The organism is Nonomuraea dietziae (assembly GCF_014195505.1).
GTDB lineage: Bacteria > Actinomycetota > Actinomycetes > Streptosporangiales > Streptosporangiaceae > Nonomuraea > Nonomuraea roseola.
Genome location: NZ_JACIBV010000003.1, coordinates 35411 through 61745, shown reverse-complemented (window position 1 = coordinate 61745; position 26335 = coordinate 35411). Strand labels below are relative to the sequence as shown.

The following is a 26335-nucleotide window of genomic DNA, read 5'->3' as shown; positions in this document are numbered from 1 at the left end:
GCTCGTATTCTTCCTACTACCGGCGGATGCTACCCAAGCTGCTGGCCGCGATCGAGTTCAAGTGCAACAACACCGCCTATCGGCCGGTGATGGACGCCCTGGACCTGCTGCAGCGATACGCCGACATCCCGAACACGACCAGGCACTACGACGCCTCGGAGAACGTCCCCATCCAGGGCGTGGTTCCGGACGGCTGGCTGGAAGCAGTGGTCGATGAGAACGGGGTCATCGAGCGGGGCCTCCTACGAGCTGTGCGTGATCGTGTCACTGAAGGACGCGCTGCGCCGACGCGAGATCTACGTCGCGGGCGCCCGCCGCTGGCGCAACCCCGAGGAAGACCTCCCGGCCGATTTCGAGGACAACCGCGACGTCCACTACGAGGACCTGCGCCAGCCGCTGGACGCCACGGTGTTCATCGAGACGTTGAAGGGGGCGATGCGCGCCTCGATGGCGGCGTGCGGGGAGGCGGTGGCCCGGAACAAGTCCGGCGGGACGAAGGTGAGGACGCACCGTGGCGAGCCGCGCTGGCACATCCCCGACCTGGGCAAGCTGACGGTCCCGGAGAACCTGCGGGCGCTGCACACCGAGGTCGCCGCCCGCTGGGGGATCATCGACCTGCTGGACTTTTTGAAGGAGTCCGACTTCGTCACAGACTTCACCGACGCCTTCGCCACGGTCGCCACGAGGGAAGCGACCCCGCGCGAGGTGATCCGCAAACGGCTGCTGCTGGTCTTGTACGCACTCGGCACGAACGTGGGGATCAAACGGGTCGCCGACGGCGGCCGCCACGGCGAGACCGAGGCGGCCCTGCGGGCCACCCGGCATCTGTTCGTCAACCGCGACAACCTTCGCAAGGCGATCGCGACCCTGGTGAACGCCACTCGGAAGATGCGGGACCCGCTGTGGTGGGGCAACGGAACCGCGTGCGCGTCGGACTCGAAGAAGTTCGGGTCGTGGTCGTCGAACCTGATGACCGAGTACCACGCCCGCTACGGCGGCCCCGGCGTCATGATCTACTGGCACGTGGACCGGAAATCGGTGTGCGTCTACTCGCAGCTTCGGTCCTGTAACGCCTCCGAAATCGCCGCGATGATGGAGGGCGTGCTGCGGCACTGCACCGACGCCACCATCGACCGCCAGTACACAGATAGTCATGGCCAGTCCCTGGTCGGGTTCGCGTTCTCCTACTTGCTGGGATTCAAACTGCTGCCCCGGATGAAGAACATCGCCCGGCAGAAGCTGGTCAAGGCCGACGCCGATGACCAGGTCCCGTCCTGCCTGACCGGCATGGTGGCCGACAAGCCGATCGACTGGAAGATCATCGCCCAGCAATATGACCAGATGGTCAAGTACGCCACCGCGCTGCGGCTGGGCATGGCCGAGGCCGAGCAAGTGCTTCGCCGCTTCACCCGCGGCGGCCCCAAACACCCCACCTACAAGGCCATCGAGGAACTCGGCAAGGCCGTCAAGAGCATCTTCGTTGCCGAGTACGTCGCCTTGCAGGAGCTGCGCCGGGAGATTCACGAGGGCCTGCAGGTCGTGGAGAACTGGAATTCGGCCAACACCGACCTGTTCTACGGCAGCGCCGGCACCCTGCCCGGCAGCGACAAGGAGCACCAGGAGGTCTCCATGCTCAGCCTGCACCTGCTGCAGTCCGCGCTGGTGTTCATCAACATCCTGCTGGTTCAGTCCGTCCTGAAGGACCCCGCCTGGCAAAAGAAGATGACCGACGCTGACAAACGGGGCCTCTCACCTTTGTTCTGGTCCAACGCCAACCTCTACGGCCGGATCGACATCGACATGGACCGCCGTCTCGATCTTGGCCTGGCCGCCTGAGATCCGCCGGGACTCGCCTATGCCACCTGTGTACGACGACGGACCGGCGACGCGAGCGTTGCTGACCTCCTGCTCAACGAGGACAGAGCGATGGGATGAGCGCGGCGATGGCGTCGAGGATGCGGTCGAGTCCATGGCGGAAGCGTTCCTCGGGGGCGAGGTGGGCGGTGCGGGAGTCGAGAACCGATCGGTTGAACAGGGGGAAGGCGCCGGATTCGACGACCTGGCGGACGTACGGTCCCATGTAGTCCCGCTTCCAGCGCTCGGGGTCCAGGCCGGTGCGGCGGGCCTCCTCCAGCCAGCCGATCTCGCGGCGGATCGCGCTGTGTATGTAGTCGTTCAGCATGCCGACGAAGCCGGTGATGTCGTCGATGTCGAGCCCGGTCCCGTTGAAGGCGCCGAGTGCGAACTCGTGCACGCGCAGCAGGTGGGGGCCCAGCGTGGGCCGGCTGGTGAGCAGCGCGATCAGCCAGGGATGGCGTAGGCCGGCGGCGCGGATCTGCCGGGCCAGCAGCGTCAGGTCGCCGCGCCAGTCACCGGACGGGCTGCCGGGGAGCTCGATCTCGCTCATCGCCAGGTCGATCATGAGGTCGAACAGGTCGTCGTGCCGGGGTACGTAGCGGTAGAGCGACATGGCGCCGGTGCCCAGCTCGCCCGCGATCCGCCGCATGGTAGCGGCCTCCACTCCTTCGGCGTCGGCGATCCGGACGGCCGTTCGGGTGATCTGCTCACGGCTGTAGCCGGGGCGCCGTCCCGGGCCGGAGCGCTCGTGCGCCTCCGGCTGCATCCAGATGCTGGTCGCTTCCTCGCCGGCCATGCGCGTCCCTTCCCTTCCATTTGCGTACATGGTACCTGAATGGCTATGGTCCATTTCACGTACGAAGTACGCGAAATGGAGGAAGCGTGGATCGATCTCTTCGCATGGGCGTGATCGGCGTGATGCTGGGCATGATCACAGCCCCGTTGGACGGCATGATGCTCGGGCCCGCATTGCCGGCGATCGTGAAAGACCTCGGCGGCCTGGAGTACTTCTCCTGGGTGGCGACGGCCTACCTGATCTGCATGGCCGCCTCGACGCCGATCTGGGGGAAACTCGGCGACCTGTACGGCCGCAAGGCCGTCTACATGGCCGCGATCGCGATCTTCCTGCTGGGCTCCGGGTTGTCGGGAGCCGCGCAGGACATGATCCAGCTCGTCGGCTTCCGCATGGTTCAGGGACTGGGCGCTGGCGGCCTGATGACCGGTGCTCTGGCGTTGATCGGCGAGCTGGTGCCGCCCCGGCACAGTGGCAAGCTCATGGGGCTGTTCGGGGTCATGATGCCGATCGCCTTCATTGCCGGGCCGCTGCTCGGCGGCCTGTTCGCCGACGTGGGCTGGCGGTGGGCGTTCTTCGTCAACCTGCCCGTCGGCGCGGCGGCCCTGCTGCTCATCAGCGCCGCCGTACGGCTGGAGCCGCGCCGGATCAGGGCGCGCATCGACTATGCGGGGGCGCTGCTGCTGACGGTGGTCCTGGTCGCGCTGAGCCTGGTCGCCAGCTGGGGCGGCACCCAGTACGCCTGGAGTTCGCCTGCGATCCTGGCCCTCGTCCTGATCGGGCTGGCGGCGGTGGGCGTCCTGCTGGTCGTGGAGAGGCGCGCGGCCGAACCGATCGTCCCGCTACGGCTGTTCGCCGACCGCAACTTCACCCTCGCCCAGGTCATCCGCTTCCTCGGCGGCGTCGGCATGGTGGTGGCCGCCACCTTCCTGCCCCAGTACATGCAACTCGTCCACGGCGCCTCACCGATCGCCAGTGGCCTGCTGATCCTGCCCGCGATGCTCGGCATGGTCGCCGTGCTGATCGGCACCGGACGGCTGATCAGCCGCAACGGCCGCTACCGGATCTACCCGATCCTCGGCGGCGCCACCGTGACGGCCGGCATGCTCGCGCTCCTCACGCTGCGGCCTGGCATCAACCTGGTGCTCGCCTCCGCCCTGACGCTGATCGGCGGCCTCGGGGTGGGCCTGCTCATGCAGTCCACCACGATCATCACCATCAACAGCGCCGAGCCACGGGACATGGGGGCGGCCAGCGGCTCGGTCACCCTCTGGCACACCATGGGCGCCTCACTGGGCGTGGCCGCCCTCGGCGCCCTGTACACCACCCGGCTCCAGGACACCCTCATCGACCGCCTCGGCGCGGAGGCCGCCAGCCGGCTCTCCTTGACGCCCGAAGCGCTCATCCGGCTCACGCCAGCCGCGCGGGAGGCCGTTCGACTCGCCGTCTCCAACGGCATCCACGCCATGGCCCTCGGTGCCGCCGCGCTGGGCGCCCTCGCCTTCGCGCTGGCCTGGTTCATCCGCGAGGTCCCCTTGCGTGATGGTGCCCCGTCGGCCGAGCCCGCCGCGGCCGCGTGAGGCGGGGCACCCATGCCAATGTCACAGAGTGTGAAAGTCCGGCTCATCATGGACGTCATCTGCGTACACTCCTACCTCGGCTACACCCGCTTCACCCGCGCCGCGAACCGGCTCAGGGCCGAGGGCCTGCCGGTGACGGTGGAATTCCTGCCCTTCCAGCTCGCCCCAGGCGCCCCTGCCGACGGGCGTCCGCTGCTGGGAGTCCTCGAACAGACCTTCGGTCCGCAAGCGGCCGCCGACGCGCTCGCCTTCGCCGAACGCGCGGCCGGTGAGGGCCTGCGACTGGAGTACGGCAAGGCGATCGCCACCGGCACCTTCGACGCCCACCGCCTCATCGCCGACGCCGCGCGACAAGGCAAGGCCGAGCTCATGGCCGAACGCCTGTTTCGCGCCCACTTCACCGACGGGCTGCACATCGGCGACCCCGCCACGCTCGCCCGACTGGCCGCCAAGGTCGGCATCACCACCGGCCACGTGCCTTCCCAGGAAGTGCGCACCCGGCTCGACCGCGTGCGCCGCCTCGGCATCACCGGCGTGCCGGTCTTCCTCATCGAGAACCTGCCCCCGCTCACCGGATCCCAGACCGAGACCACCTTGCTGGCGGCCCTGCGACAGGCCGCCACTACGAAGGGAGAACACCGTGACCACTGACCCGCTGAGGCTGGCCATCATTGTCGGCAGCGTCCGCGACGGCCGCTTCGGCCCGACCGTGGCCGGCTGGTTCGCCGCCCAGGCCGAAGCCCGCCCGGACCTGGACGTCGACGTGATCGACCTGGCCGAGGCGCCGATCGGCGGGGCGGCCCCGTCGATGTCCGCGCCTACGCCGGTGCTGGAGGCCCTCGGCGGGCTGACACCGCGGCTGGCGGCCGCCGACGCGTTCGTGGCGGTGACCCCCGAGTACAACCACAGCTACCCGGCCGGCCTGAAGAACGTCATCGACTGGCACAACCAGCAGTTCCACGCCAAACCGGTGGCGTTCGTCTCCTACGGCGGCCTCTCCGGAGGCCTGCGGGCGGTGGAGCACTTGCGTGCCGTCTTCGCCGAACTGCACGCCGTCACCACCCGCGACACCGTCAGCTTCCACGGCGCGTGGGAGTGCTTCGACGGCAACGGACAGCCGAAGGACCCGGTCGGCCCGGCCGCGGCCGCCAAGACCCTGCTGGACCAGGTGACCTGGTGGGCGCGCATTCTGCGCGACGCCAAGGCCATAACTCCCTACACCGCATGAAGCAGAAAGGCATGATCATGACCACATTGACCGGCAAGACGGCGCTGGTGACCGGCGCGAGCCGGGGCATCGGCCGCGCGATCGCCACCCGGCTGGCCCGCGAAGGCGCCCGGGTCGCCGTGCACTACGGCGGCAACCACGCCGCCGCCAAGGACACCGTCGCCGCCATCGAAGCGTCCGGCGGGCGGGCCTTCGCCGTCCACGCCGAGCTGGGCGCGCCCGGCGACGCCGAAGCCCTGTGGGCCGCCTTCGACGCCCACGCCGACGGGCTGGACATCCTGGTCAACAACGCGGGCATCCTCGACGACCAGAACGAGATCGACGGCGTCACCCGGGAAGGCCTTGAACGCCTGTTCGCGGTCAACACCACCGCCCCGTTCCTCATCACCCAGCAAGCCCTGCCACGACTGCGCGACGGCGGGCGGATCATCACCGTGGGCACCATGCTGACCCGCGGAGCGGCCATGCCCAGGGCCATCGACTACGCCATGTCCAAGGCCGCGCTCGACGTCATGACCGTCGCCCTGGCCAAGCAACTCGGACCGCGCGGCATCACGGTCAACCTCGTGGCCCCCGGCGTCATCGACACCGACATGCACCAAGGACGCCTGGTCGGCGAGGCCCTGACCTGGCTGTCGTCACAGACGCCCCTCGGCCGACTGGGCACGCCGCAGGACGTGGCCGACACCGTCGCCTTCCTGGCCTCCGACGACAGTCGCTATGTCACCGGACACCGGCTCGACGTCTCAGGCGGGACGACCATGTAGACCCACGCCACCGAGCGGCCCCATGCTCGTCTGCTCGCTCCGACTCGGCGAGCAGACGAGCGCCTACCACGCTGAGCTTTGAGAAAACCGGAATCTGAACGCCGGGGCACTGATCACCGCGGCCAGGCCCGGACGGTTCATCCCACGCTCGAGCACCATCCGATCGCTCCTCCATCACCACACTCGGCCCCGGAAGCACGCTGTCGAAATTCCCAGTTCAGGCGCGATTTGGCGGCTCATCACCTATCGCTTCCCCACCGTGGCCAGCAGCGTGGCCCGGCGGCGGTCCTTCTCGACCCGGCACAAGAACCCCGGCACCCCCATGCGCATCATCCCGCCGCAGTATCGCAGGCTCGTCACCCGGACCTACGGCGATGTCCTGCCGGCGCTTCTGGTCGACGGCTACGTCGCTGGCGTGTGGCGGCCGGCCGGGGATGGGATCGAGGCCGCCGCGTTCCATCCGCTGCCCGACCAGGTGTGGGACGAGCTGGCCGCCGAGGCGCAGGCGCTGGCGGCGCTGCTGGCCGACCGCGAGCCGGGCGTTTACCGCCGCTATGACCGCTGGTGGTCTGATCTACCCGGTGCGGAGGTACGGATCGTCCGTTAGATGGATCATGGCTCGGCCGCGTGGGCGGCGCTGCGGCCGATGCCGACCAACGCTTCTTCCGCGACGCCCGCTGGCCCGCGAGTGAGGCTGAGCTGAGTGCAGGTGCACGCGTACGAACGTTCGTCTATTTGACGAACACGGGCCAGAGGTCCGGCGGAGATGCCTCTCTGTCCGGTTCTAGCATTCATTTGGCCGTTCATTTTCCAGTAGGGTTCATCTACCTCACACACCACGTTTGATGAACGAAGGCGGGCCGCCGTGGCGCTCATCGGCCTCGTCCGGGTCAGCACCGACAAGCAGACGACCAGGCGCCAGCACGACGCCCTCGACCCCATCTGCCTGAAAGTCTTCGAGGAGAAGACCAGCGGCAAGCTCAAGACCGACGACCGGCCCGCGCTGCTGGCCGCGCTGTCGCACATCCGCGACGGCGACCTGCTCACCGTGCAGGAAGTCGACCGGCTTGGCCGCAACCTCCTGGAGGGGCTGATCGTGCTGAGCGACCTGTTCGAGCGTGGCATCGGCGTCAAGGTGCTGGAGGGCATCGCGGCCGGCGAGCACACCGAACGCTCCCTCATCCTCGACCTGGCCCTCGCCCTGGCCGAAGACCGGCGCCGCGACATCGTCCGCAAGACCAAAGACGGTCTCGAAGCCGCCCGGCGCCGAGGCCGTGTCGGCGGCCGCCGCCCCGTGGTCGACGACGACAAACGCGCCGCCATCCTCTCCCGCCGCCAGCGCGGCGAATCCATCCGCACCATCGCCGCCGGCGTCAAGGTCTCCGTTGGCGTCGTCCACAAGACCCTGGCCGCCGCCCAAGCGGAACAGCAACCGTAGCCACCCGCGCCACTCCGGTAAGCCATTCAGTTACCCAGCGTTACTTTGGGGCTGAGGTCAGCTTCGGGAGGAGGACGGCTAGACGGATCCTTCCTGGGGCTATGACACCGAACCGGAAACGGAAGCCGGTACGGTGCTGGCCGAGCCGGACCACATCGCCCTGAGCCGGGTCTGCCTGTCCAGGCGCGAAGTTATTCGGCTCGCCCCTATGCCGTTCCGCCGCCGCCGCAGCAGCCGGAGCCGTGGCCCGCACTGCGCCCATGCCCGAGCCCCCCACCCGCCGATAGGAGTGCTGGTCCGCTCTTTCCCTCCCGCCCACCGCCGGGCGCATCCCGCGTCGCAGCGCCAGTAGCCGCATCACCGATGCTGATGAAACGCTCGGCTCCTGGCGGCGCATCGAGGAGATGCTAATCCGCCTGCGGGTCGCTCCGGCATCTCCGCCCCGGAGCGGATGACAAGGGCATGCAGGCCTCGAGGAGGTTAAGTGTGCCCGGCAGCCCCTCTCATGGAGGTGCCGGGCTCTTTCGCACGCCAGCGCGCCGACCTCGCCGCAGGAAGACGCCGCTCCTACAGTTCGCCCTCCTGCCACAGGGCAGCTTCCTCAGTCAACGCCCGCTCATCCAGCAGCGGCACGTGTACATGCTCGGCCCATGCCACCAGCAGACGCTTGAACTCGTGTTCGGCGCCGACCTCCACCTGACCGTTGACGTGAAACCACGTGATGAGCGCCGCCGCGTGCGGCTGATCGGCGTCGCAGGTCGCGCACAACACGACGCCGTTGCGACCCTGCACGAGGGCGCCGCTGGCGTTGACCCACCCGTGCGGGACACGGGCCTGCAGCAGCCCTTCCTGGCCGCAGCGCGGGCAGGGGGGCGTCCGGTCGGAGGAGATGATGTCCACCCGCCGCTGAGCGCTCATAGGGCAATCGCCTCCGGGCCAAGCAGCGCCTTGACGTCGGCGGCGAACGACGGCTCGGAGGTGACCGAGAACTCCGGAACCGCCAGCACCTTAATCTTGCCGTTCGGCTGGCGCAGGTTGATGCGCAGCGGCACCTTACCCTGATGCGTCTTCAGCACGTTGCGCAAGTCCTCCACCAACTGCGCGGTGAGGCGCTCCTCGCGCAGTTGGAGGGTGATCGGGTGGCCGGAGTCGCTGGTGACGCCGGAGACGTCGATCGGGGTCAGGTCGTTGGCGAAGATGCTGATCGCGCCGTCGCGGTTGTTGATCTGCCCGCCGACCGATACGACCGCGTCCTCACGCAGTTCGGGGCTGTACAGCTCCCAGTTCTTGGGGAAGAACAGGCATTCCACGGCGCTGTCCATGTCCTCGACGGTGACGATCGCCCACACGTTGCCGGCCTTGTTGACGCGTCGTTCCACCTTGGTGATCAGGCCGCACACCCGCACGTCGCTGCGGTCGTCGCGGCCGCTGTCGAGCAGCTCGGCGATCGTGGTGTCGCGGTTGCGGGCCAGCAGCCGCTCGGTGCCGGCCAGCGGATGGTCGGACACATACAGGCCGAGCATCTCGCGCTCGAAGTCCAGCTTGGTCTTGCGGTCCCATTCCAGCTCGGGGATGGCGACGGAGAAGGTCTCGTCATCGCCGGCATCGTCGCCACCGAACAGCGAATCCTGGCCGTGGGCTTCGTTCTTCTTGATGCCGATCACCGAGTCGACCGCCTGCTCGTGGATCATCAGCACGCCCTTGCGGGGATGCTCGAGCGAGTCGAACGCGCCTGCCTTGATCAGCGACTCGATGACGCGCTTGTTGCAGGCCGTCAGCGGGATCTTGGCGAGGAAGTCGTTGAAGTCGGTGTAGGGGCCCTTCTTGCGGCCCTGGACGATGCCCTCGACGACGTTCTCTCCGACGTTGCGGACCGCGCCGAGACCGAAGCGCACCTTGTCGTCGCCGACGGCGACGAAGTCCAGCTGCGATTCATTGACATCCGGCGGCAGCACCTGGATGCCCATCTTGCGGCACTCGGCCAGGTAGATGGCGGCCTTGTCCTTGTCATCGCCGACGCTGGTGAGCAGCGCGGCCATGTACTCGGCCGGGTAGTTGGCCTTGAGGTAGGCGGTCCAGTACGCGACCAGACCGTAGCCGGCGGTGTGCGACTTGTTGAACGCATACCCGGAGAAGGGCAGCATGACGTCCCACAACGCCTGGATGGCTTCATCGGAAAAGCCGTTGCCGCGCATGCCCGCCTGGAAGTTGGCGAACTCGGCGTCCAGGATCTCCTTCTTCTTCTTGCCCATGGCCCGGCGAAGAAGGTCGGCGCCGCCGAGGGTGTATCCGGCCAGTTCCCGGGCGACGGCCATGATCTGCTCTTGATAGACCAGCAGGTGGAAGGTGGGTCCGAGGATCGGCTCCAGCGCCTCCTTCAGCTCCGGGTGGATGGGCTCGATGTCCTGGCGGCCGTTCTTGCGGTGGGCGTAGTTGGTGTGCGCGTTGGCCGCCATCGGGCCGGGCCGATACAGGGCGAGCACGGCGGCGATGTCTTCGAATCGGGTCGGCTCCATCAGCCGCAGCAGCTGCCGCATCGGGCCGCCGTCCAGCTGGAAGACACCGAGGGTGTCGCCACGGGCCATCAGCTGGTAGGTGGTGGCGTCATCCAGCGGGATGGTGAGGGTGTCGAGCTTGATGCCCCGATTCTGCTCAATGATCTTGATGGCGTGATCGATGATGCCCAGGTTCCGCAGACCCAGGAAGTCCATCTTGATCAGGCCCATTTCCTCGCATGAGGGATAGTCGAAGCCTGTGATGATCACGCCGTCCTTGTCCCGCATGTGCATGGGGATCAAGTCCAGCAACGGCGCGGAGGACAAGATGACCGCCGCGGCGTGAACGCCGGTGCCACGGATCAGGCCCTCGATGCCGCGGCCGGTGTCCATCACCTTGCGCACGTCGGGGTCGTTCTCATACAGGGCGCGGATCTCGGCGCCTTCGGCGTAGCGGGGGTGATCGGTGTCGAACAATTTCGACAGCGGAACACCCTTGCCCATCACGTCCGGCGGCATCGCCTTGGTGATCTTGTCGCCGACCACGAACGGGTAGCCGAGGATGCGGGCGGCGTCCTTGACCGCGGCCTTGGCCTTGATCGTGCCGAAGGTGTTGACCTGCGCGGTCATCTCGCTGCCGTACTTCTCGGTGACGTAGCGCACCATCCGGTCGCGCTGGCGGTCGTCGAAGTCGAGGTCGATGTCGGGCGGGCTGATGCGCTCGGGGTTGAGGAAACGCTCGAACAGCAGACCATGCTCGAGCGGGTCGAGCTCGGTGATGCGGGTGGCGTAGGCGACGATCGAGCCGGTGGCGCTGCCTCGGCCGGGGCCAACCGGGATGCCGTTGTCCCGGGCGTACTTGCAGATGTCGGCGACGACCAGGAAGTAGCTGGAGAACCCCATCGGACCGATGATCTTCATCTCGGTCTCGTAGCGCTCCATCACCTCGACGGGCACGGGGCTGCCGTAGCGCATCTCCAGGCCACGCTCGACCTCCTTGCGCAGCCAGGACTCCTGCGTCTCGCCTTCGGGCATGTCCGGGAACTGCGGCATCCGGTCGACGTAGGCGAACACGTCGCTGTAGTCGCCGACCATCTCGGCGACCAGCAGCGTGTTGTCGCACGCCTCAGGCAGTTCGGGAAACAGCCGGCGCATCTCCTCAGCGCTCTTGAGGTAGTAGCCCGAGCCGTTGAACCGGAAACGGTTGGGGTCGTCCTTGTTCTTGCCCACACCGACGCACAGCAGGCTGTCGTGCGCGTCGGCCTGGTCCTCGGTGACGTAGTGGCTGTCGTTGGTGACCAGCAGCGGGATGTTCAGCTGCTTGGCGAGCTTCAGCAGGTCGGCCCGGACTTCGCGCTCGATGTCGATGCCGTGATCCATCAACTCCAGGAAGTAGTTCTCCCTGCCGAACATGTCCTGATAGTCCGCGGCGACCTTGACCGCCTCGTCGTACTGACCAAGCCGCAAGCGCGTCTGCACCGCCCCCGACGGGCATCCCGTGGTGGCGATGATCCCTTCGGAGTACTGCGAGATCAGATCGCGATCCATCCGCGGCTTGCTGTAGTAGCCCTCAAAACTGGCCAGCGACGACAACCTGAACAAGTTCCGCAGGCCTGCGGCGTCCTTGGCCCACATGGTCATGTGCGTGAACCGGCCACCGCCGGAGACGTCCTTGCCGCCCTCGCCGTCGGCCACACCGGTCTCGGCACGCTGACCCCAGAAGACCTGCTTTTTGACGAAGCGGTTCTCCGGCGCCACGTACGCCTCGATACCGATGATCGGCTTCACCGAGGAGCCCTTGGAGGTCTGAAAGAACTCGTAGGCGCCGAACATGTTGCCGTGATCCGACATCGCGATGGCTGGCATCTCCAGCCGGGCAGCCTCGGCGAACAGCGGCTTCATCTTCGCCGCGCCGTCGAGCATCGAGTACTCGGTGTGGACATGCAGATGGACGAAGGAATCGCTCACCAGTTCTCCTGTTCTTTCCGCCAGCCCGGCTGGTCCGCTGAGCCTATTCCGTCTTCTGAGGCTGTTGGTGCAGTCCATACCAGGGGGACAAATGCCAGTAGAGCGTTGATCTACTTATCGGTAGCTGTGAGATGCATCAGACGCTTCAAAGGCGCTTTTCCGCAGGTAGCAGCGACGCGGCGGGCGTCAGGTCTTGTAAATCTCCATGGTCTCGCCGTCGCCGAGAGCCTGCCGCGTGTCGCCTTCCTTCTGGTTCTGGCGCAGGCGCAGGCCAGCCGCGCTCAGCGCTGTCTCGACCCTGGCGGCCAGATCCCGCCGAGTGGCGGCCGGGTGCCCACGCAGGGCTGCGGCCAGGCAGACCCACACCGATCTGACCGCTCCCTCCCACACCACGACGTGGGCCTGTTCGTCGCAGCGGTCGCCGACCTCGAGTTGCGCTTCCTCCAGAGCGGCGAGCGCGGTGGAGCGGATGTCGTCGGCGCCCAGGATCTCCAGCACCACTGGGCGGCTGTAGCCACGCACGCCGGAGACCTTGCTATCCGCCCGTCGGGCGATCTCGTTGGCGCTAACCCCTGCGCTGGCGGCTTCGCGGATCGCTGCCCGGATGGCGATGTCAGCGGCACGAAGGGCGGCGGTGACGGCGTTGGCGAGTTCTTCTTGCCGTGGTGTGAGGTCGTTTCTCGGCATCACAACCTCCAGGTCAACGGCTAACTCGACACACTCTAGCGGTCAAAAAGTTTACCAGTCAAGACTTTGATCGTTGCAAGACTTCCTTGCTATCGAACGCTTGGAGGCGGTTCGTAGCCGGGGCATGCCTGTCGCTGTGCGAGCTCGTGGACTTCAGTGTCCGCGCCGCTCCGCCATGACCCGGGGTGCTCGTCGACCAGGCGGTGCGTGGCGGGTTCGGCGCACACAGGGTGGCGTCGCGGCCGTAGCCCCGGGTTCGGCCGCACCCCAGGGCGCGGCAGCGGCCGATGCCGCCGCTGGAGATCAGGATGTTGCCGTGATCGGGCAGGCACCCCATGGCTTCATGCAGGAGCCCTCGGGGCGTGCGGTCAGGCGGGCCAGGTAGCCAGGAACGGCATGTTGAGGAACCGGTGCCGAGCGGACCCAGCTGGCGTGCTAGAAGAATGGGCTGGGGCCCACGACACTGCCGCCGCGTTTTACCCGCCGGGTGGTGGAGGTATCTCAGTGGGGCCGGTCTGCGGCGGCTCGTCGTCCTGCTCGCCGGTGGGCGGGGGAGGTGCTTCCGTGGGGCCTGCCGGCTCGACCGTATCCTTGAGTTTGGTCGGCCGGGCCGTTGGGCTGCGCCGGACCGAGGGTCTAGTGGTGAGCTTGTGAGTCGGCCGAGCGGTTTTGGTCTCGAGTGGCTTCGGCGCCTTGGTCGTTGGTGAGACGACCGGTTTACGGCTGGGTTTAAGGGTCCTGATCGGTTCGGTCGGCTCACCTTCGGGAGGAGGCGGCGGCGAGTCCAGGATGGACTGGACAGAGGAGGAAGGCGAAGTCGCGGCTGACTCGGCAGGGGGGCCGTTGCCGGTACTGGCCATGGACCAGATGCCGATCAGTAGCGCCACACCGCCGACCGTTGCTCCTGCCGCGAGTCCCATCGGCACCCGGCGATGGCGACGTCGCCGATGGGAGGACAGATCGTCCCAAGGTTCCTCGTTCTCGGCTTCGTCGTCCTCTTCGCTGTCGGACCAGAATTCCCGGTCAGGTGAAACCTCGGCCAAGAAGCCTAGTTCCACCTCGCCGTCAGCCTGCTCGGAGTTCGTGGTGTGGTGGCTGGACTCGTCGGCTTGCTGGGTTGGGTGTGGCCATCCCGTGTGCTCGAACGGCTCGTCGAACGGCTGCCGACCTGACAGGTGCGTCAGCGCCGCAGGCCCCGACACCGGGGGTCTGTTGACGTGATGTCCATGCTGATCATCCCGCATATCGGGCGAGCATAGAATCAACCATCACATAAGGCAACAATGTTCCCTGACTCACCGCATGGAACCTTGTAAAAAGACTTCTAGCGCATGCTGATGTGTACGTGATTGAAATGGTTCTCGTTGATGGAGCCGCGGTCGCTCATAGGCCGCCAACCCCTGTCGGCCATGCCGGAGTTCCAGATTCTCTGTCGCCAGATGACGTACAGGACGCCCAAGGTGTCGGCGTTGGCTTGCGCCCATGCGGCAATCGCGTCGCCGCGGGCCAACTCGCCGGGGGAGGGCATCCGGCCTTGGGTCGACAGCATGAAGTCGCAGGCGCGGCCTCGGGGATGCTCTCCTCCGTCTTCGATCGCTCTGTAACAGCCGATGCCGTATGGGACGCCGAACTGCTGCTTGATCAGGTCCCGGATGCGGCGGGTGCGCGGGGTGAGCATGTCCCCGCTGCCCTGCTGCTCGGGGGCGAAGGCCTGGCGGGCCTGCGGCTTGGTCATGGCGACCTGGCGGTAGCGCTCGGCCTGGGCGAGTACGTCCTCGACGTAGGCCCAGGAGTGGTTGTAGGCGTGTAAGGCCTGGCGCACGTCGGCGGGGGCGCCGGAGGCGCACAGATACTTGACCGCGCCGTAGATCGCGTCGGCCGGGTTGTAGACGTCCGCCCAGCCGTCGTCGTCGCCGTCGGCGGCGTACCCGTTGAGCAACGTCCCCGCCTTGATCTTCGCGGCGCCGCCCCAGGTAGAGATCAAAAATTGCATCGGGCCGGCGGCACCGGCGCTGTTGGTGCCGCTCTTGACGCCCGGCAGATCCGACCGGCCGTGGTCGGATTCGATCTTGCCGACTGCGGCCGGCACCGACCAGTGCAGCCCGGGGCAGGTGCGGGCGGCGGCCACGTACAACCGCAGCATCTCCGGCGGTATGTCCTCGACGTCGATCGGGTCCTCGCCCTGCCCGATTGACCGGCTCGTCGGCAGCATGGCCGAGACGGCTTCGGTGGATGCGAGCAGCACGATAAGCGGCAAGAGGGCGGTGAACAGCACGATCGCCAGCACGATCGGCACAACGGTTCGCATTTTGCCCTCTCATCCCTTGACGCCCTATCGCCAAACCCTGTCAAGATTTGGTAAATGTGTGTGTCAAGTGTCTAATGTGGCGGAATTGCCTAAAGGGATGCAAGTGCGATCGTCAAAACACGGAGTACCGAAGCCTCAGTGGACTCTGATCGGCGCCCACGGCGGAGCGGGCACCAGCATGGTCATCGACCTGCTCAACCACCGACGGGCTCACCCTGCCGCGTTCGAATTCGCCGGCGCAGTTCCCGACGGACATAGCGCCGCACTGGTCGTCAAGGCCACGGCGGAGGGCGCCGAGCACGCCGCCCGCATGATCGCCGCCTGGCCGGGGCACCTGCCACGCCCTGCGCTGATCATCGTGGCCGATGCGCCGTTCCCTCCGCCGCGCCTGGCCCGCTACCGGCTGCGCGCGATCAGCGGCGAGGCCGTCCTCACCGTGCGCGTGCCGTACCTGTTCGCGTTACGCCAGCTCGACCGGCAGGCGGCGCTGAAGGCCCGCGGCCGCGTCACCCGAACCGCCCGTTCGCTGCAGCGGGCGCTGCTCTCGAAGGGCCCAAATCCGTGACCGCTCACCTGTTACAGGCGCTGAACGATGCGCTCACCTTGGCCGCCGATCAACTCAGTGGGCTCCTGCCCACCCCCGGCCCGGCCGGGGGCAACCAGGTCCCCATGGCTGTCAGCACTGACAGCCCGGGCGGCAACGGTTTCCAGCTTCCCGACGCCCCACCGGCTCCACCTGCGGAGTTGAAGGCCTACTTTCAGCGGTTTGTCGGTGCCGGTAAGTGGATTGCCCTGGCCGTGGCGCTGGTGTCCATGATCTACGCGGGAACCAAGATGATGGCGGGCAAGAGCAACCGGAGCAACCTGGCCGCAGACGGCGCCGCCAGCATCCCCTGGATCTTCGGCGGGATCGCCGTCGTCATGAGCGCGGCATCGATCATCATGTTCTTCGCCGGCGGATCGGCCTGACATGCCGACCACCAGCGAACTGGACGCGCTGGCCAAGCGCCGCACGCGCAGCGCCCTCGTCGGCATCGGCGTCCTGGCCCTCATCGTGGCGGCCGCCGTCGTGGGCTTACTGTCACGCGAACCTGCACCGCTCAGCGCCGGCCCGCAGGCCAGCTCGTCGCCAACGCCGACGCAGCCGAGCGCGGGACCTACCGCGCCCGCCGCGTCCACCGACCCGTACGGCTACGTGCGCCCGACCCGCTGGGCGCAGTTGCCTGAGTCCTCCGCCATGCTGGCCGACCGCTACCCGGTGCGCTTTGCGCGCACCCCTGCCGGTGCCGCCAGCGCGGCGGCCGCGCTGTACCAGGCGTCCTGGACGCTGGATGCGGCGGCGGCGGTCAAGGCCGTCCAGGTCTACATCGCGCCCGCCGGTCGAGCGGCCACGCGCGAGGAAGCCCTGCAAGGAGTCGCCTGGTTCCGCCAGCAGATCGGCGTCGACGCCCAGGCCGGGCTGCCGCCCGAGGCCAGCATCCTCGTCCAGCCGACCGGAGTACGTTGGACCTCCCGCGATGGCGACAACATCATCGTCAACCTCAACCTCCAGGTCGACCTGCTGGCCAGCCGGGACCAACCGGTGATCAGCGCCTCCGGCGCGGTAACCGTGCACATGCGCTGGCATCCCGACGTTCGCGACGGCGACTGGCTCGCGGTACGCACTCCGGCCGACCAGATGCCCACGCTGCGCTACGCCGAGCTGGGCAGCGCCGATTTCAACCAGCTCGGCTGGTCGGCCATCCGGCCGTCGAAGGCGGGATGAGCATGTCTCACCGCTTCTGGCCTTCCACGCGCCACCCCGGCCGGCTGCTCATCGGAGTGGTGCTGGCTCTGCTGCTGGCTTGCGGGCTCGGGTCCGCCGCGCACGGCCAGGACGGCGCGGCAGCCGCGGCCGCTCTGGCTCCCATGGCTGCGACCGCCGACGGGGCTGGGTCCGCGACGCCGACCCCCACACCTGCCGCCAGCAGCAAACCCACCGCCCCTCCCCTTCAGAGGAAGGTCGAGTGCGCCCCCACCGGCCCTCAGGTCCTGCTGCCTCAGTGCGTGCTCAGCAACGTCGGTGACCGGGCAGCCGAAGTCGCCGCGACGGGCCTGGACAAGACGCTGCTCACCCCGCTGACCGCGCTGGTGATGGCGGCGGCGGAAACCCTGCTGAACATCTTCTTGCAGATGTGGTTGAAGCTCACCAGCTTCGATCTGGAGCAGCAGGGCGCGATGCGCCTGTATGGCATGACGTTGTCGATCGGCATGATGATCGCCGTCATACTTCTGATCTGGCAGGCCATCCGCACCATGATCCAAGGCCGGGGCCTGCCCCTTCTCGAAGCCTTCCAGGGGCTGGTCATCACCGGCCTGGTCTCCTTGTGCGGGGTCGCGGTCACCGGCGGTGTGATGCGCACCTCCGACCTGCTGTCGGAGTGGATCTTGGGTGACCTGGCCCGCAACGGACTGCTCAACCGTCAAATCGTCGCCATGCTCACCTCGAAGCTGATCACCACCACCGCTGAAGGGGCGGTGGTGAAGGCAGCAATGCCGGCCTGGCTCACCATCCAGCTGGCTACGTTGTTGATCCTGGTGCTGATCATCCAGGTGATCGTGCTGTGGCTGCGCAACGCCACGATCCCGATCCTGGCCCTGATGCTGCCGATCGCGGCTGCCGGCAGCATCGGCACCAACGCCACCCGCGCCTGGCTGCCCAAGACGATCACCGCGATCCTGACGGTCGCCGCCTACAAGCCGATCGTGTCGCTGATCATCGTCGCGGCTGTGGCGCAGTTTCGCGAGTCCACCGAGATCGCCGGGCTGCTGTACGCGCTGATCATGTTCGTCCTGGCCGTGATCGCGATGCCCGCCCTGGTGAAGATCTTCGCGCCGCTCGGCGTGGCCGCAGCCGGCGGCGGCGCGGGCTCATGGTTGAGCCAGGCCGCCTGGATGGCGACCTCGAAGATGGGCGGCGGCGGGAGCGACAGCGGGGGAGCAGGCCCTGGGTCGGGGCCCACGTCGGCGACCGAACAGGAGCAGCGGATGCAGCAAGGCACCCCGTCCAGCCAACACCAGCGCACCGACCAGCACGCCACCGGCCAGCAGTCAAGCACCGATGCGGCCCCGGGAACGTCACCGGTCGCTGACCCGCAGTCCGCCCAGCTGACGCCCGGGGCCGACCCGGCCCCCGCGACCGGCGGAACGGGTGCCGCCAAGGGCGGGGTCGCCGCTGAGGCGGGCGCGACCGGCAGCGCCAGCACCGCGGGCGCGGCCGGGTCCGCGGGTACGGCGAGCGCGAGCGGCGCCGCCGGTGCGGGCAGCGCCGCGGCGGGGGCGGCCGGTCCCGTCGGGGCCGTCATCGCCGGTGCCGGCGTCGTGGTCGGCGGCGCCGAGCAGCTCGGTCAGGCCGCTGGCGCGCAGGTGGCGGCCCCAGGTCAGACCGGCGAGCAGGGCCAGCCGGCCGCGACGCATCCGCTCGAGCGCGCCGAGCGTGACAGCGGCGGCAGAGGCGGGGGCGGCAGCGAGCCAGCCATCATCGACCGGAACTACGGGTGAGCCAGGCTGATGAGTAGCAGCACCGACCTGTACACCTACGGCGGCTGGCGGCGTTCGCGGAGCCTGGGCCTGGGTTCGTTGGATACCCGGCAGACCATCATGCTGCTGGCGGCGGTACTCGTGCCGCTGATGGCGGGCCTGTTGGTCGAGATGCGAGCGGCCCTACTTCTGGCTCCGGCAGGGATCATCGTCGCGCTGCTGTCGGTCGCCCGCCGCGCCGGCGTCCTGGTTCTGGACGCCGCTCTGGCCTGGATGCGCTGGCGGTGGGCCGAATGGCGGACCCACACCATCGCTCTGGGCCAGATGGTCACGCCGATGCCGCAACGGTGGGACCTGCCGGGCGTGCTGGCTCCGACCCGCCTGCTGGATGTCGAAGATCCCGGGCGGGGCCGCATCGGCATCGTCTGGAACCAGCGCACCGGGCACATGACCGCCACGGTGCTGCTGTCACCGGCCGGCGCCCTGCTGGCCGATCCGGCCACGGTCAACCGGCAGGTCGCCAACTGGGGACATCTGCTGGCCACCTTGGCCGATGACGCATCGATCCAGCACGCCGCCGTGACCGTCGAACTCGTGCCCGAACCCGGCACCCAGCTGGCCGACCACGTACAGGGCCGCCTGGCCACCGGCGCCCCCCGACCTGGCCCAGCAGGTGATCCGCGAGCTGACCGCGACCGCGCCGCGCGCCTCGGCCCAGGTACGCGCCCGACTCTCGCTCACCTGCGACCCGTCCATCGGCGCGAGCTCTCCTCGGGAGGTGCCGAACGCCGTCGCCGAAGTGCTGCGCAGCCTGGGCGGGCTGGCGGTCTCGGCGGCCGGGGCCGAGGTGTTGCGCCGAGCCAGCGCGACTGACCTGATCCGCATCGTCCGCACCGCCTACGACACGGACGCCGAAAGCGTCTCTGCCGACTGGGACAAGCTGCGCTGGGCCGATGCGCGACCCGAGCACGCCCGCGACCGGTACGACACCTACCAGCACGAAGGCTCCCACTCGATGTCATGGGTGCTGCTGGAGGCTCCCCGCCAGCGCGTCTCCCACGACGTGCTGCTCAGTCTGCTCAGCCCAGGCCAGTACCGGCGCCGGGTCACCCTGACCTACCGGACGCTGCCCCGCGACGTCGCCGGCGCGCTGCTGGAGCAGGAGGTCAACGCCGCCGCGGTGCGCGAGGAGTACAAGCGACGCACCCGCCGCGACGCCACGGCTCGCGACCGAGCCGACGCCAACCGCGCCGCCCGCGCCGCGATCGAAGAAGCTCACGGCGCCGGCCTGGTCCAGTGGAGCCTGTATGTGACGACCACGGCGCCCACCCGCGCTGAACTCGCCCAGGCCCGCCGCGAAGTGGAGCAGGCCGCCGGGCACGCCCGGCTCAAGCTGCGCCTGGCCTACGGCGGCCAGGCGAGCGCCTTTGCCGCCGGGCTGCCATGTGGGGTGTATCCCGGTGACCAGTGACCGGCGGCGGGCGGGCCGCCCGCGCCCTCCTGCCGGACCCGAGCTGACGCCGGAGCGGGTAGCGCCGCGCCGCGGCTGGAAGCGTGGCCGCGCCGCGCACGTCGAGCCCGGCTCGATCTATCTCGGCACCACGGTGCAAGTCGCAGGTCTGTTCCCTTTCGTGCAAGCCGGGAGCCTGCCGGCCGAGGGGGTGCCGATCGGACCGGATCTGCTCGCGAACGAGCTTGTGTGCGTCGATCCGCCCGGCTGGGTGGGGAGGCTGACCACCAACCCGTCGGTCTGGATCCAAGGCCAGCCGGGCGCCGGCAAGAGTGCCGTCGCCAAGCGTCTATGCCTGGGCCTGGTCGCCTACGGCTGCAAGCTCCTGGTGCCGGGAGATGTCAAGGGCGAGTACACCAGCCTGGTGCGCGCGCTCGGGGGGCAGGTCATCCGCATCGGCCGCGGTTTGGACGCCATCAACCCCCTGGACTCCGGACCGCTCGGCCGCCACGTGTACGGCTTGCCAGCCGAACAGCGGGACCGGATGCTGGCCGAGATCAACGGCCGCCGCGGCGAGCTCCTACACGCGCTGCTGGCCACCCCGTATGGCCTGACCCGCCGCCCCGGCGCCGAGGAAAGCACCGCGATCAACACCGCCATCCGGCTGGCGGCCGAGACACAACCGGCCGGCGTCGACCCCACGATTCCCGATGTCATCCGGGTTCTGCGCGAGAGTCCGCAGTCACTCCGTGACCGGCTGATCACCCGGGACGAAGCCAGCTACCTCGCCGCGGTACGGCCGGTGATCGCGGCCCTGGAGAACCTGTGCGACGGCCCCCTGGCCGGTCTGTTCGATCGGCAGACCACCACGCCGGTGGATCTGTCCCAGCCCGCGCTGGCCATCGACCTGTCCCCGATCCTGACCGCTGGCGATCATATTGTGGCCGCGGGGCTGCTGGCCACCTGGGCCTACAGCTATGCCGCGATCGACACCGCCCGCGCGTTCGGCTTGCTCCCCGGTCAGGTGGTACTGCCGCTGGATGAGCTGTGGCGGGCACTGCGCGCCGGGCCGGGAATGGTCGCCGCCATCGACGCCATCATCAGGTTGAACCGGGCCAAGGGCGAGATCGTCATCATGGCCACACACGGGCTGGCGGACCTGGAAGCCCTGCCCACGGAAGAAGACCGGGCCAAGGCGCGCGGACTTATGGAGCGATGCGACATCGCGATCTTGCTGGCCATGCCCGTCAGCGAACTGGAACGCGTTTCGGCGCAACGACCGCTCACCGCCAGCGAAATCGCCATCGTCGCCTCATGGGCCTCGCCGACGGCCTCTGGCCTCGATGTCGCCACGATGCACCCCGGACGTGGAAAGGCGCTGATCAAGATCGGGCAGCGGGTCGGCATCCCGGCGCGGCTGCAGCTGACCGCGGCTGAGCACCGGCTGTACGACACCGATGCGGCGATGCGGCGAGGACGCTCGTGAACGCCCCACGATGCCGCACCCATGTGCCGCTCTCGCCGAGAAGAGCGCCCCAGGGGCCGCGGGCGCGGTGGGTTCGATGAGCGGGGAAGGGCGAGGCCACGACCCGGCCGACGTCGCGCCTTGGCTGATCCTCGCGGTCGCCGCGGCAGCTGGCGTGCTGGTCGCCATGATCTGGCTCGGCGGCACGCTCGGCGCCCTGGTGTCCGGCGCGGGCTGGCGGCCCCCGCCGTTCAGCCTGACGCTGCTTCTGCGGTTACCCGACGGCACCGAGCAGGACTGGCCGGGAGTGCCGCCGCTGGCGGTCTGGAGCGGCATCGCCGTCACCTCCGGCGCCACCACGGCGCTCGCCGTACCCGCCGTCACCGCCGGCTATCGGTGGTTCTCCCGCAATCCGGGCCTGGCCGGGCTGCGCGATCTGCGCGGCCTCACCCCGCGCGGCGCGGCCAAGGTCGCCCGCCGCCTGCGCCCGTCGCTGTCCGGCGCCAAGAACATCCCGCCGGACCAGGCCGGCATGCTGATCGGCGAGCACAACGGCGTGGAACTGCGCGGCTCCTGGGAAGACGTCTACCTGGCGCTGATGGCTCCTCGCTCAGGCAAAACCACCGCGCTGGTGGCGCCGATGGCGATCCGGGCGCCCGGCGCGGTGCTGCTCACCAGCCGCAAGTCCGACGCCTACACCACCACCTGGGCGCCCCGCAGCGCTCGCGGCCACCTGTGGGTGTTCGACCCGCAGCAGATTTGCCACGCCGACCAGGACTGGTGGTGGGACCTGCTGGCCGAAGCGATCACGGTGGAAGGCGCCCGCAGGTTGTCCGGGCACTTCATCGCCTGCGCCTTCTCGGCCAGCGAGCGGAGCAACTACTGGGCCTTGGCCGCGAGCAACTTGTTGTGCGGGCTGTTTCACGCCGCCGCCACCAGCGACGGCACCATCCATGACGTGCTGGACTGGCTGGCCAACCCCGCCGATCCCGCGCCGGTGGAGGCGCTGCGCCAGGCCGGCGCGATCGGGCTGGCGGGCGATCTTCAGTCGACCATCCGCCTGCCCGCCGAGACCCGTGGCGGCGTCTACAGCACTGCCGCCCAGACGATGGCGTGCCTGCTGGATCCCGTGATCAGCAAGTGGATCACTCCCGATCCCGGCAAGCCGCAGTTCGACCCGGAGGACTTCGTCACCGGCAGCGACACCCTCTACCTGTTTAGCAAGAAGGGCCGCGGCGGCGCCGCTCCGCTGGTCGCCGCGTTCGCCGACGCTGTCTTGCAGGCGGCCATCAGCGCGGCGGAGCGAGCTGGCGGCCGCAACGACCCACCACTCGTGGCGATCTTGGATGAGGCCGCCAACATCGCCCCGATCGAAGACTTGCCCGATCTGTATTCGTTCCTAGGCAGCCTGGGCATTCCGATCGTCACCATCCTGCAGAGCTATCAGCAGGGCGCCCGGGTGTGGGGGCAGGCCGGGATGGACGCCCTGTGGGGCGCCGCCACCGTCAAGGTCCTGGGCGCGGGCCTGGACGACAGCGACTTCGCCGAGAAGATCAGCCGCTTGATCGGCGAACACCGCATCACCGAAACCTCGGTCTCGCACAGCCGGCAGGGCCGCTCAGTCAGCCACTCCTCCCGCAAGGAGCGCATCTACTCCGCGGCCGACGTGCGCGCTCTGCCTAAGGGCACCGCGTTGCTGCTGCTGACCGGCATCCGCGCCGCAGTCATCACGCTGCGACCGTGGATGGCCGAGCCTTACGCCGACCGGCTGCGCGCGGCCACCAAGCGCGCCGAGCGCGACATCACCCGGCGCGCCCTGCGTAAGCGCCCGCAGCGCAGCCCCCGCTCGCGCCCTCCAACCACGCTCTCCCGGAGGTAGCCCGCCATGCCCTGGCCTGCTCTGCACACGCCGCGCCACGCGCTTCCGCCGGCCTCGATGAAAGGACGACCAACGTGACCGATCCCCAGGGTGCCGTTGAGCTCTCGCCCCAGGACGACAGCGATACCGACGCCGTCGAAGAGGAGGCAGGTGCGGCGCCTACCTTCATCCTGCTCCTGGCGGGCGAAGCCTTCGCCGACGAATTGGCTTTGCTGCGGCAATGGGTCGACGACCTGCTCGTCCCTACCTACCTGCGCGAGCCGAGCCCGACCTTGCCCTGGTGTCCGCTGTGGTGGGAGCACGAAGAGGCGCTCGCTCGGCTTCACGCTCTGTGGCTGGCCTGGCAGGAGCTCAGCGATCCCGAGGCCGGCGGCTGGACCGGGCCGAGCACCTGGCACCGCGACCACCTTGACCCGGCGCTGCGCGAGCTGCGCTCTCCGGAAGGGCCGCTGTGGCGGTGCATGACCAGCGCCGAGAGGCCAACTCACCGACCCTCCATGATCATCCAGACGGAGGCGCTTCAGCCTCATGCCGGGTTCGCGCCGGCGCATTGACCTCGCGACAGCAGAAAGGACGCGCCGATGGCAGCAAGCGAGGCCTCAGCCGCCTTAGACAGCGCCTACCAAGGCCTGGAAGAGGCGGCCCAGAACCAGATTCCCGCCGAGATGGTCCCCGACTTCGCCCAGATCCGCCTGGGCTTCGCCGTGCTGAAACAGCAGCTCGGCATGGAACTCTCCGTCGACAACAAGTTCGATCTTGCGTTGGGTGAGTTCAGGCATGGGGTGCCGGCCGACCAGCTCGGTGTCGTCTGGCAGCAACGCCCAGACGTGGCCCAGGCGGTATCCGGCGTGCGCGCGTACGCGCAGACGCTGAGCGATCGGCCGGAGTGGAACCAGCTCAACAACACCTATGAAGCCACACGCCAGGTGGGTGTGGCGGTCGAGCGTCAACTCGGCCCGCACGCCGACAAGGTGTTGGCGGATCCGCGGGGCAAGCGCGCGATCAAAACCGTCGCCGACCTGGCCACGCGCAGGATCGCCGCGGACGCCTGGGCGCTCAGCAAAGTCCTCGGCGCTGCCGGCGGCGGGCTGACAGGTGTCCGGCGCGCTGTGGAGTGGCTGGAGAACGTCGTCAAGACCGGCGCTTCCCTGGCTGAGGATGCCGCACACCGGCCGCTGCAAGATCGGCGTGCCCGTGCCGCCGCGCTGCGCTCCACGACCGGGGGCAAGCCCGGAAGGACCGCCGCGCACGACGGGGCCAAGCACGCCCAGGCGCCACGGCAGGCCGCGGTCAAGGGCCGTCCGGCCGCGGTGTTGTCATGACCGCAGCCTCGGCTCAACACCAGGTGAGCCGTACTGCTCACCTGAGCCCTCGGTGATGGGCCGGTCGGGGACGCAGTTTCAACAACCGGCGACAACGAGTCAGCAGGGAGGTTCCATGCCGCAACCGGAAACGATGGGCGTCCGCCTCAGACGCCAGCGCAAATCGCGGGGGCTGTCGCAAATGCGACTGGCCAAGGCGGTGGGCTTGTCCGATTCCTACATCAGCTTCTTGGAGTCCGACAGCCGCACCCCGGCCGACGCCACCCTGCACCGGATCGCCGCTTTCCTGGACGTCGACCCGACGGTCCTGCGCTACGGTGATCGCGTCCAGCAGGCGCTGCAGGCCGTCCTGGAACGCCGCGATGAGCAGCATCGGCACGCGGTTCAGGTCATCGACATCGTCTTCGCCAAGTGCCGCCCCGACGACGTGGTGACGTGCGAGTCGACCATGCTGTCGGCTGATGACAGGGAGGTCACCACGCTGACGATCGTCAAGCGGCGCGCCACCGAACTTGAGAGGGCCACCTCTCAGCTGGTGATGCCCGCGCAACGTCCCGCGCTGCCGGAGGAGTCGCTCGCCGGGGCGGTGCTTGGCTCACCCCTGCCTTGAGGCAGGGTCGGCCATGCCCGATCACGTGGACGGCCTGCCCGGCAGGGAAGCCACCGGACCAGTCGAACATGTGCACGAATAGCGGCTAGCATGGGATGCATGAGCGACCCGCCGTCGATCCTTATCCTGCCTGATCAGGCGGGGTCTCTCATGGAGCTGCTGGTCGATGAGAACGACGAGGCGATCAAGGCGAAGGTCTCGTGGATTGAGAACATCCCCGGCTATCGCGGGGGCCTGAAGCCTCGCGAGGAGTGGCTGCCGATCGACCAGGTGGCACCCGTACCCGGCCAGAGCTACATGTCCGTCCCCCGCACCCCGGCCACCCAGCCCAAGCCGGAGCCAGAGCTGGAGCCGGCCGTCGCGGGGCCGCCCGGCTGGCCCGCGCAGGTGCCTGCCCCGGGCGTCCCCGGCTGGGAGAAACACGCCCTGGCCTGGTTGTACGACCAGATGCCCGCTGACTACCGGCAGCACCAGGTGCTCGCCGACTACCCCATCGCTCTGGCGTGGGCGGCGATCCTGCACCTGCAGCACGACTACCGCGCCCTGATCGTCAGCTACAGGCGCGCCTCCTTCGAACTGAAAGCCCATCTCCCGCCCGAGGCTGTCGAAAGCGTGCTGGTCACCTACAAACGGGAGCGGGAACGGCTTATCCGGTGCGGGCAGGCGGCGCGCCTACTTGAGCAAGCCCTGCGCGCTCCGTCCTGCTCAGCCCGTTGAAGGGTCAGTACGGACAGGAGGGGTCCGGCGACCTGCCGTAACTTGCTGGCCCAGTACCAGAGACGTACGTAGCTGATCGAGCTTCGTCTGGAAGCGATCCACAACCGCCAGCAGTTCCTGGAAGGTCTGAGTGGTGGACGCTGCTGCGGCCACAGCGCGCTCCGCGACGTCCAAGCACTCTTGGGCGTATGTCGCTGCCTTCCGTACACGATCCTCGGCGAGCTCTTGGGCACGCTCCTCGACCTCCTGCCC

At 68.6% G+C, this 26335-nt stretch carries 24 protein-coding genes and 1 pseudogene; 19 read left to right on the top strand and 6 right to left on the bottom strand.

Translation table 11 applies throughout. The features are described 5' to 3' along the window. The first annotated feature begins 213 nt into the window (after positions 1-213). Positions 214-1836, top strand: a complete 1623-nt coding sequence (locus FHR33_RS51375) for a Tn3 family transposase (protein WP_246453887.1) — start codon at positions 214-216, stop codon at positions 1834-1836. A 73-nt stretch (positions 1837-1909) separates the two neighbouring features. On the opposite strand, the gene FHR33_RS47295 is transcribed toward FHR33_RS51375, so the two are convergent. Further along, a complete protein-coding gene (locus FHR33_RS47295; protein WP_183662484.1) occupies positions 1910-2653 on the bottom strand; it encodes a TetR/AcrR family transcriptional regulator in 744 nt (247 codons plus the stop codon). Between the two features lie 86 nt (positions 2654-2739). On the opposite strand from FHR33_RS47295, the gene FHR33_RS47290 reads away from it, so the two are divergent. From FHR33_RS47290 to FHR33_RS47265, 6 genes are all read left to right on the top strand, one after another. After that, positions 2740-4230 (top strand): MDR family MFS transporter, encoded by a 1491-nt coding sequence (locus tag FHR33_RS47290; protein ID WP_312896111.1) that lies wholly within the window; start codon positions 2740-2742, stop codon positions 4228-4230. 30 nt (positions 4231-4260) lie between these two features. After that, a complete protein-coding gene (locus FHR33_RS47285; protein WP_183662482.1) occupies positions 4261-4881 on the top strand; it encodes a DsbA family oxidoreductase in 621 nt (206 codons plus the stop codon). Continuing rightward, positions 4871-5458: an NADPH-dependent FMN reductase gene (locus tag FHR33_RS47280; RefSeq protein WP_183662480.1), complete on the top strand. Its 588-nt coding sequence runs from the start codon at positions 4871-4873 to the stop codon at positions 5456-5458. Before FHR33_RS47285 ends, FHR33_RS47280 begins: the two co-directional genes overlap by 11 nt. 17 nt (positions 5459-5475) lie before the next feature. Continuing rightward, positions 5476-6225: an SDR family oxidoreductase gene (locus tag FHR33_RS47275; RefSeq protein WP_183662478.1), complete on the top strand. Its 750-nt coding sequence runs from the start codon at positions 5476-5478 to the stop codon at positions 6223-6225. Between the two features lie 259 nt (positions 6226-6484). Next, on the top strand, positions 6485-6832 hold the full coding sequence (locus tag FHR33_RS47270; RefSeq protein WP_221242708.1) for a DNA glycosylase AlkZ-like family protein: 348 nt from the start codon (positions 6485-6487) through the stop codon (positions 6830-6832). A 258-nt stretch (positions 6833-7090) separates the two neighbouring features. After that, positions 7091-7663 carry a recombinase family protein gene (locus FHR33_RS47265; protein ID WP_183662476.1) on the top strand — a complete coding sequence of 191 codons (573 nt, stop codon included), beginning with the start codon at positions 7091-7093 and terminating at the stop codon, positions 7661-7663. A gap of 567 nt (positions 7664-8230) precedes the next feature. Here FHR33_RS47265 and FHR33_RS47260 read toward each other — a convergent pair. From FHR33_RS47260 to FHR33_RS47240, 5 genes are all read right to left on the bottom strand, one after another. Further along, positions 8231-8581 (bottom strand): DUF6300 family protein, encoded by a 351-nt coding sequence (locus FHR33_RS47260; protein ID WP_183662474.1) that lies wholly within the window; start codon positions 8579-8581, stop codon positions 8231-8233. Beyond that, entirely contained in the window at positions 8578-12126 is a 3549-nt protein-coding gene (gene dnaE, locus FHR33_RS47255; RefSeq protein WP_312896120.1) for a DNA polymerase III subunit alpha, read from the bottom strand. Before dnaE ends, FHR33_RS47260 begins: the two co-directional genes overlap by 4 nt. 186 nt (positions 12127-12312) lie before the next feature. Next, positions 12313-12813, bottom strand: a complete 501-nt coding sequence (locus tag FHR33_RS47250; protein WP_183662463.1) for a hypothetical protein — start codon at positions 12811-12813, stop codon at positions 12313-12315. 476 nt (positions 12814-13289) lie between these two features. Beyond that, entirely contained in the window at positions 13290-14057 is a 768-nt protein-coding gene (locus FHR33_RS47245; RefSeq protein ID WP_183662461.1) for a hypothetical protein, read from the bottom strand. Between the two features lie 80 nt (positions 14058-14137). Next, positions 14138-15109 carry a lytic transglycosylase domain-containing protein gene (locus FHR33_RS47240; RefSeq protein ID WP_183662459.1) on the bottom strand — a complete coding sequence of 324 codons (972 nt, stop codon included), beginning with the start codon at positions 15107-15109 and terminating at the stop codon, positions 14138-14140. A 190-nt stretch (positions 15110-15299) separates the two neighbouring features. Between FHR33_RS47240 and FHR33_RS47235 the strand changes: the two genes are divergently transcribed. From FHR33_RS47235 to FHR33_RS47180, 12 genes and pseudogenes are all read left to right on the top strand, one after another. Beyond that, complete coding sequence (locus FHR33_RS47235) at positions 15300-15686, top strand: hypothetical protein (protein ID WP_183662457.1); 387 nt, start codon at positions 15300-15302, stop codon at positions 15684-15686. Beyond that, positions 15683-16090: a hypothetical protein gene (locus FHR33_RS47230; protein ID WP_183662455.1), complete on the top strand. Its 408-nt coding sequence runs from the start codon at positions 15683-15685 to the stop codon at positions 16088-16090. Before FHR33_RS47235 ends, FHR33_RS47230 begins: the two co-directional genes overlap by 4 nt. 1 nt (position 16091) lies before the next feature. After that, a complete protein-coding gene (locus tag FHR33_RS47225; RefSeq protein ID WP_183662453.1) occupies positions 16092-16886 on the top strand; it encodes a hypothetical protein in 795 nt (264 codons plus the stop codon). Between the two features lie 281 nt (positions 16887-17167). Continuing rightward, positions 17168-18661: a hypothetical protein gene (locus FHR33_RS47220; protein WP_183662451.1), complete on the top strand. Its 1494-nt coding sequence runs from the start codon at positions 17168-17170 to the stop codon at positions 18659-18661. Between the two features lie 9 nt (positions 18662-18670). Next, a pseudogene (locus tag FHR33_RS47215) lies at positions 18671-19285 on the top strand (SCO6880 family protein); the annotation flags it as partial. 28 nt (positions 19286-19313) lie between these two features. Beyond that, on the top strand, positions 19314-20111 hold the full coding sequence (locus FHR33_RS47210) for an SCO6880 family protein (RefSeq protein WP_312896110.1): 798 nt from the start codon (positions 19314-19316) through the stop codon (positions 20109-20111). Next, positions 20101-21576 carry a putative type IV secretion/conjugal transfer ATPase gene (locus tag FHR33_RS47205; protein ID WP_312896109.1) on the top strand — a complete coding sequence of 492 codons (1476 nt, stop codon included), beginning with the start codon at positions 20101-20103 and terminating at the stop codon, positions 21574-21576. The genes FHR33_RS47210 and FHR33_RS47205 overlap by 11 nt, the downstream gene beginning before the upstream one ends. Positions 21577-21652: 76 nt before the next feature. Continuing rightward, a complete protein-coding gene (locus tag FHR33_RS47200) occupies positions 21653-23434 on the top strand; it encodes a type IV secretory system conjugative DNA transfer family protein (RefSeq protein WP_183663177.1) in 1782 nt (593 codons plus the stop codon). A gap of 74 nt (positions 23435-23508) precedes the next feature. Next, positions 23509-23988 (top strand): DUF4913 domain-containing protein, encoded by a 480-nt coding sequence (locus FHR33_RS47195; protein ID WP_312896108.1) that lies wholly within the window; start codon positions 23509-23511, stop codon positions 23986-23988. Between the two features lie 27 nt (positions 23989-24015). Next, a complete protein-coding gene (locus tag FHR33_RS47190) occupies positions 24016-24756 on the top strand; it encodes a hypothetical protein (protein WP_183662446.1) in 741 nt (246 codons plus the stop codon). 55 nt (positions 24757-24811) lie between these two features. After that, positions 24812-25366, top strand: a complete 555-nt coding sequence (locus FHR33_RS47185) for a helix-turn-helix domain-containing protein (RefSeq protein ID WP_312896119.1) — start codon at positions 24812-24814, stop codon at positions 25364-25366. 99 nt (positions 25367-25465) lie between these two features. After that, positions 25466-26083: a hypothetical protein gene (locus tag FHR33_RS47180; RefSeq protein ID WP_183662443.1), complete on the top strand. Its 618-nt coding sequence runs from the start codon at positions 25466-25468 to the stop codon at positions 26081-26083. Positions 26084-26335 lie beyond the last annotated feature (252 nt).

What these genes read in the sequence shown, in the direction of transcription:
- FHR33_RS47190 (WP_183662446.1), top strand. Translation starts at nt 24,016, where the DNA reads ATGGCAGCAAGCGAGGCCTCAGCCGCCTTAGACAGCGCCTACCAAGGC.
- FHR33_RS47250 (WP_183662463.1), bottom strand. Translation starts at nt 12,813, where the DNA reads ATGCCGAGAAACGACCTCACACCACGGCAAGAAGAACTCGCCAACGCC.
- FHR33_RS47235 (WP_183662457.1), top strand. Translation starts at nt 15,300, where the DNA reads ATGGTCATCGACCTGCTCAACCACCGACGGGCTCACCCTGCCGCGTTC.
- FHR33_RS47180 (WP_183662443.1), top strand. Translation starts at nt 25,466, where the DNA reads ATGAGCGACCCGCCGTCGATCCTTATCCTGCCTGATCAGGCGGGGTCT.
- FHR33_RS47200 (WP_183663177.1), top strand. Translation starts at nt 21,653, where the DNA reads ATGAGCGGGGAAGGGCGAGGCCACGACCCGGCCGACGTCGCGCCTTGG.
- FHR33_RS47185 (WP_312896119.1), top strand. Translation starts at nt 24,812, where the DNA reads ATGGGCCGGTCGGGGACGCAGTTTCAACAACCGGCGACAACGAGTCAG.
- FHR33_RS47260 (WP_183662474.1), bottom strand. Translation starts at nt 8,581, where the DNA reads ATGAGCGCTCAGCGGCGGGTGGACATCATCTCCTCCGACCGGACGCCC.
- FHR33_RS47295 (WP_183662484.1), bottom strand. Translation starts at nt 2,653, where the DNA reads ATGGCCGGCGAGGAAGCGACCAGCATCTGGATGCAGCCGGAGGCGCAC.
- FHR33_RS47245 (WP_183662461.1), bottom strand. Translation starts at nt 14,057, where the DNA reads ATGCGGGATGATCAGCATGGACATCACGTCAACAGACCCCCGGTGTCG.
- FHR33_RS47225 (WP_183662453.1), top strand. Translation starts at nt 16,092, where the DNA reads ATGCCGACCACCAGCGAACTGGACGCGCTGGCCAAGCGCCGCACGCGC.
- FHR33_RS47275 (WP_183662478.1), top strand. Translation starts at nt 5,476, where the DNA reads ATGACCACATTGACCGGCAAGACGGCGCTGGTGACCGGCGCGAGCCGG.
- FHR33_RS51375 (WP_246453887.1), top strand. Translation starts at nt 214, where the DNA reads ATGAGAACGGGGTCATCGAGCGGGGCCTCCTACGAGCTGTGCGTGATC.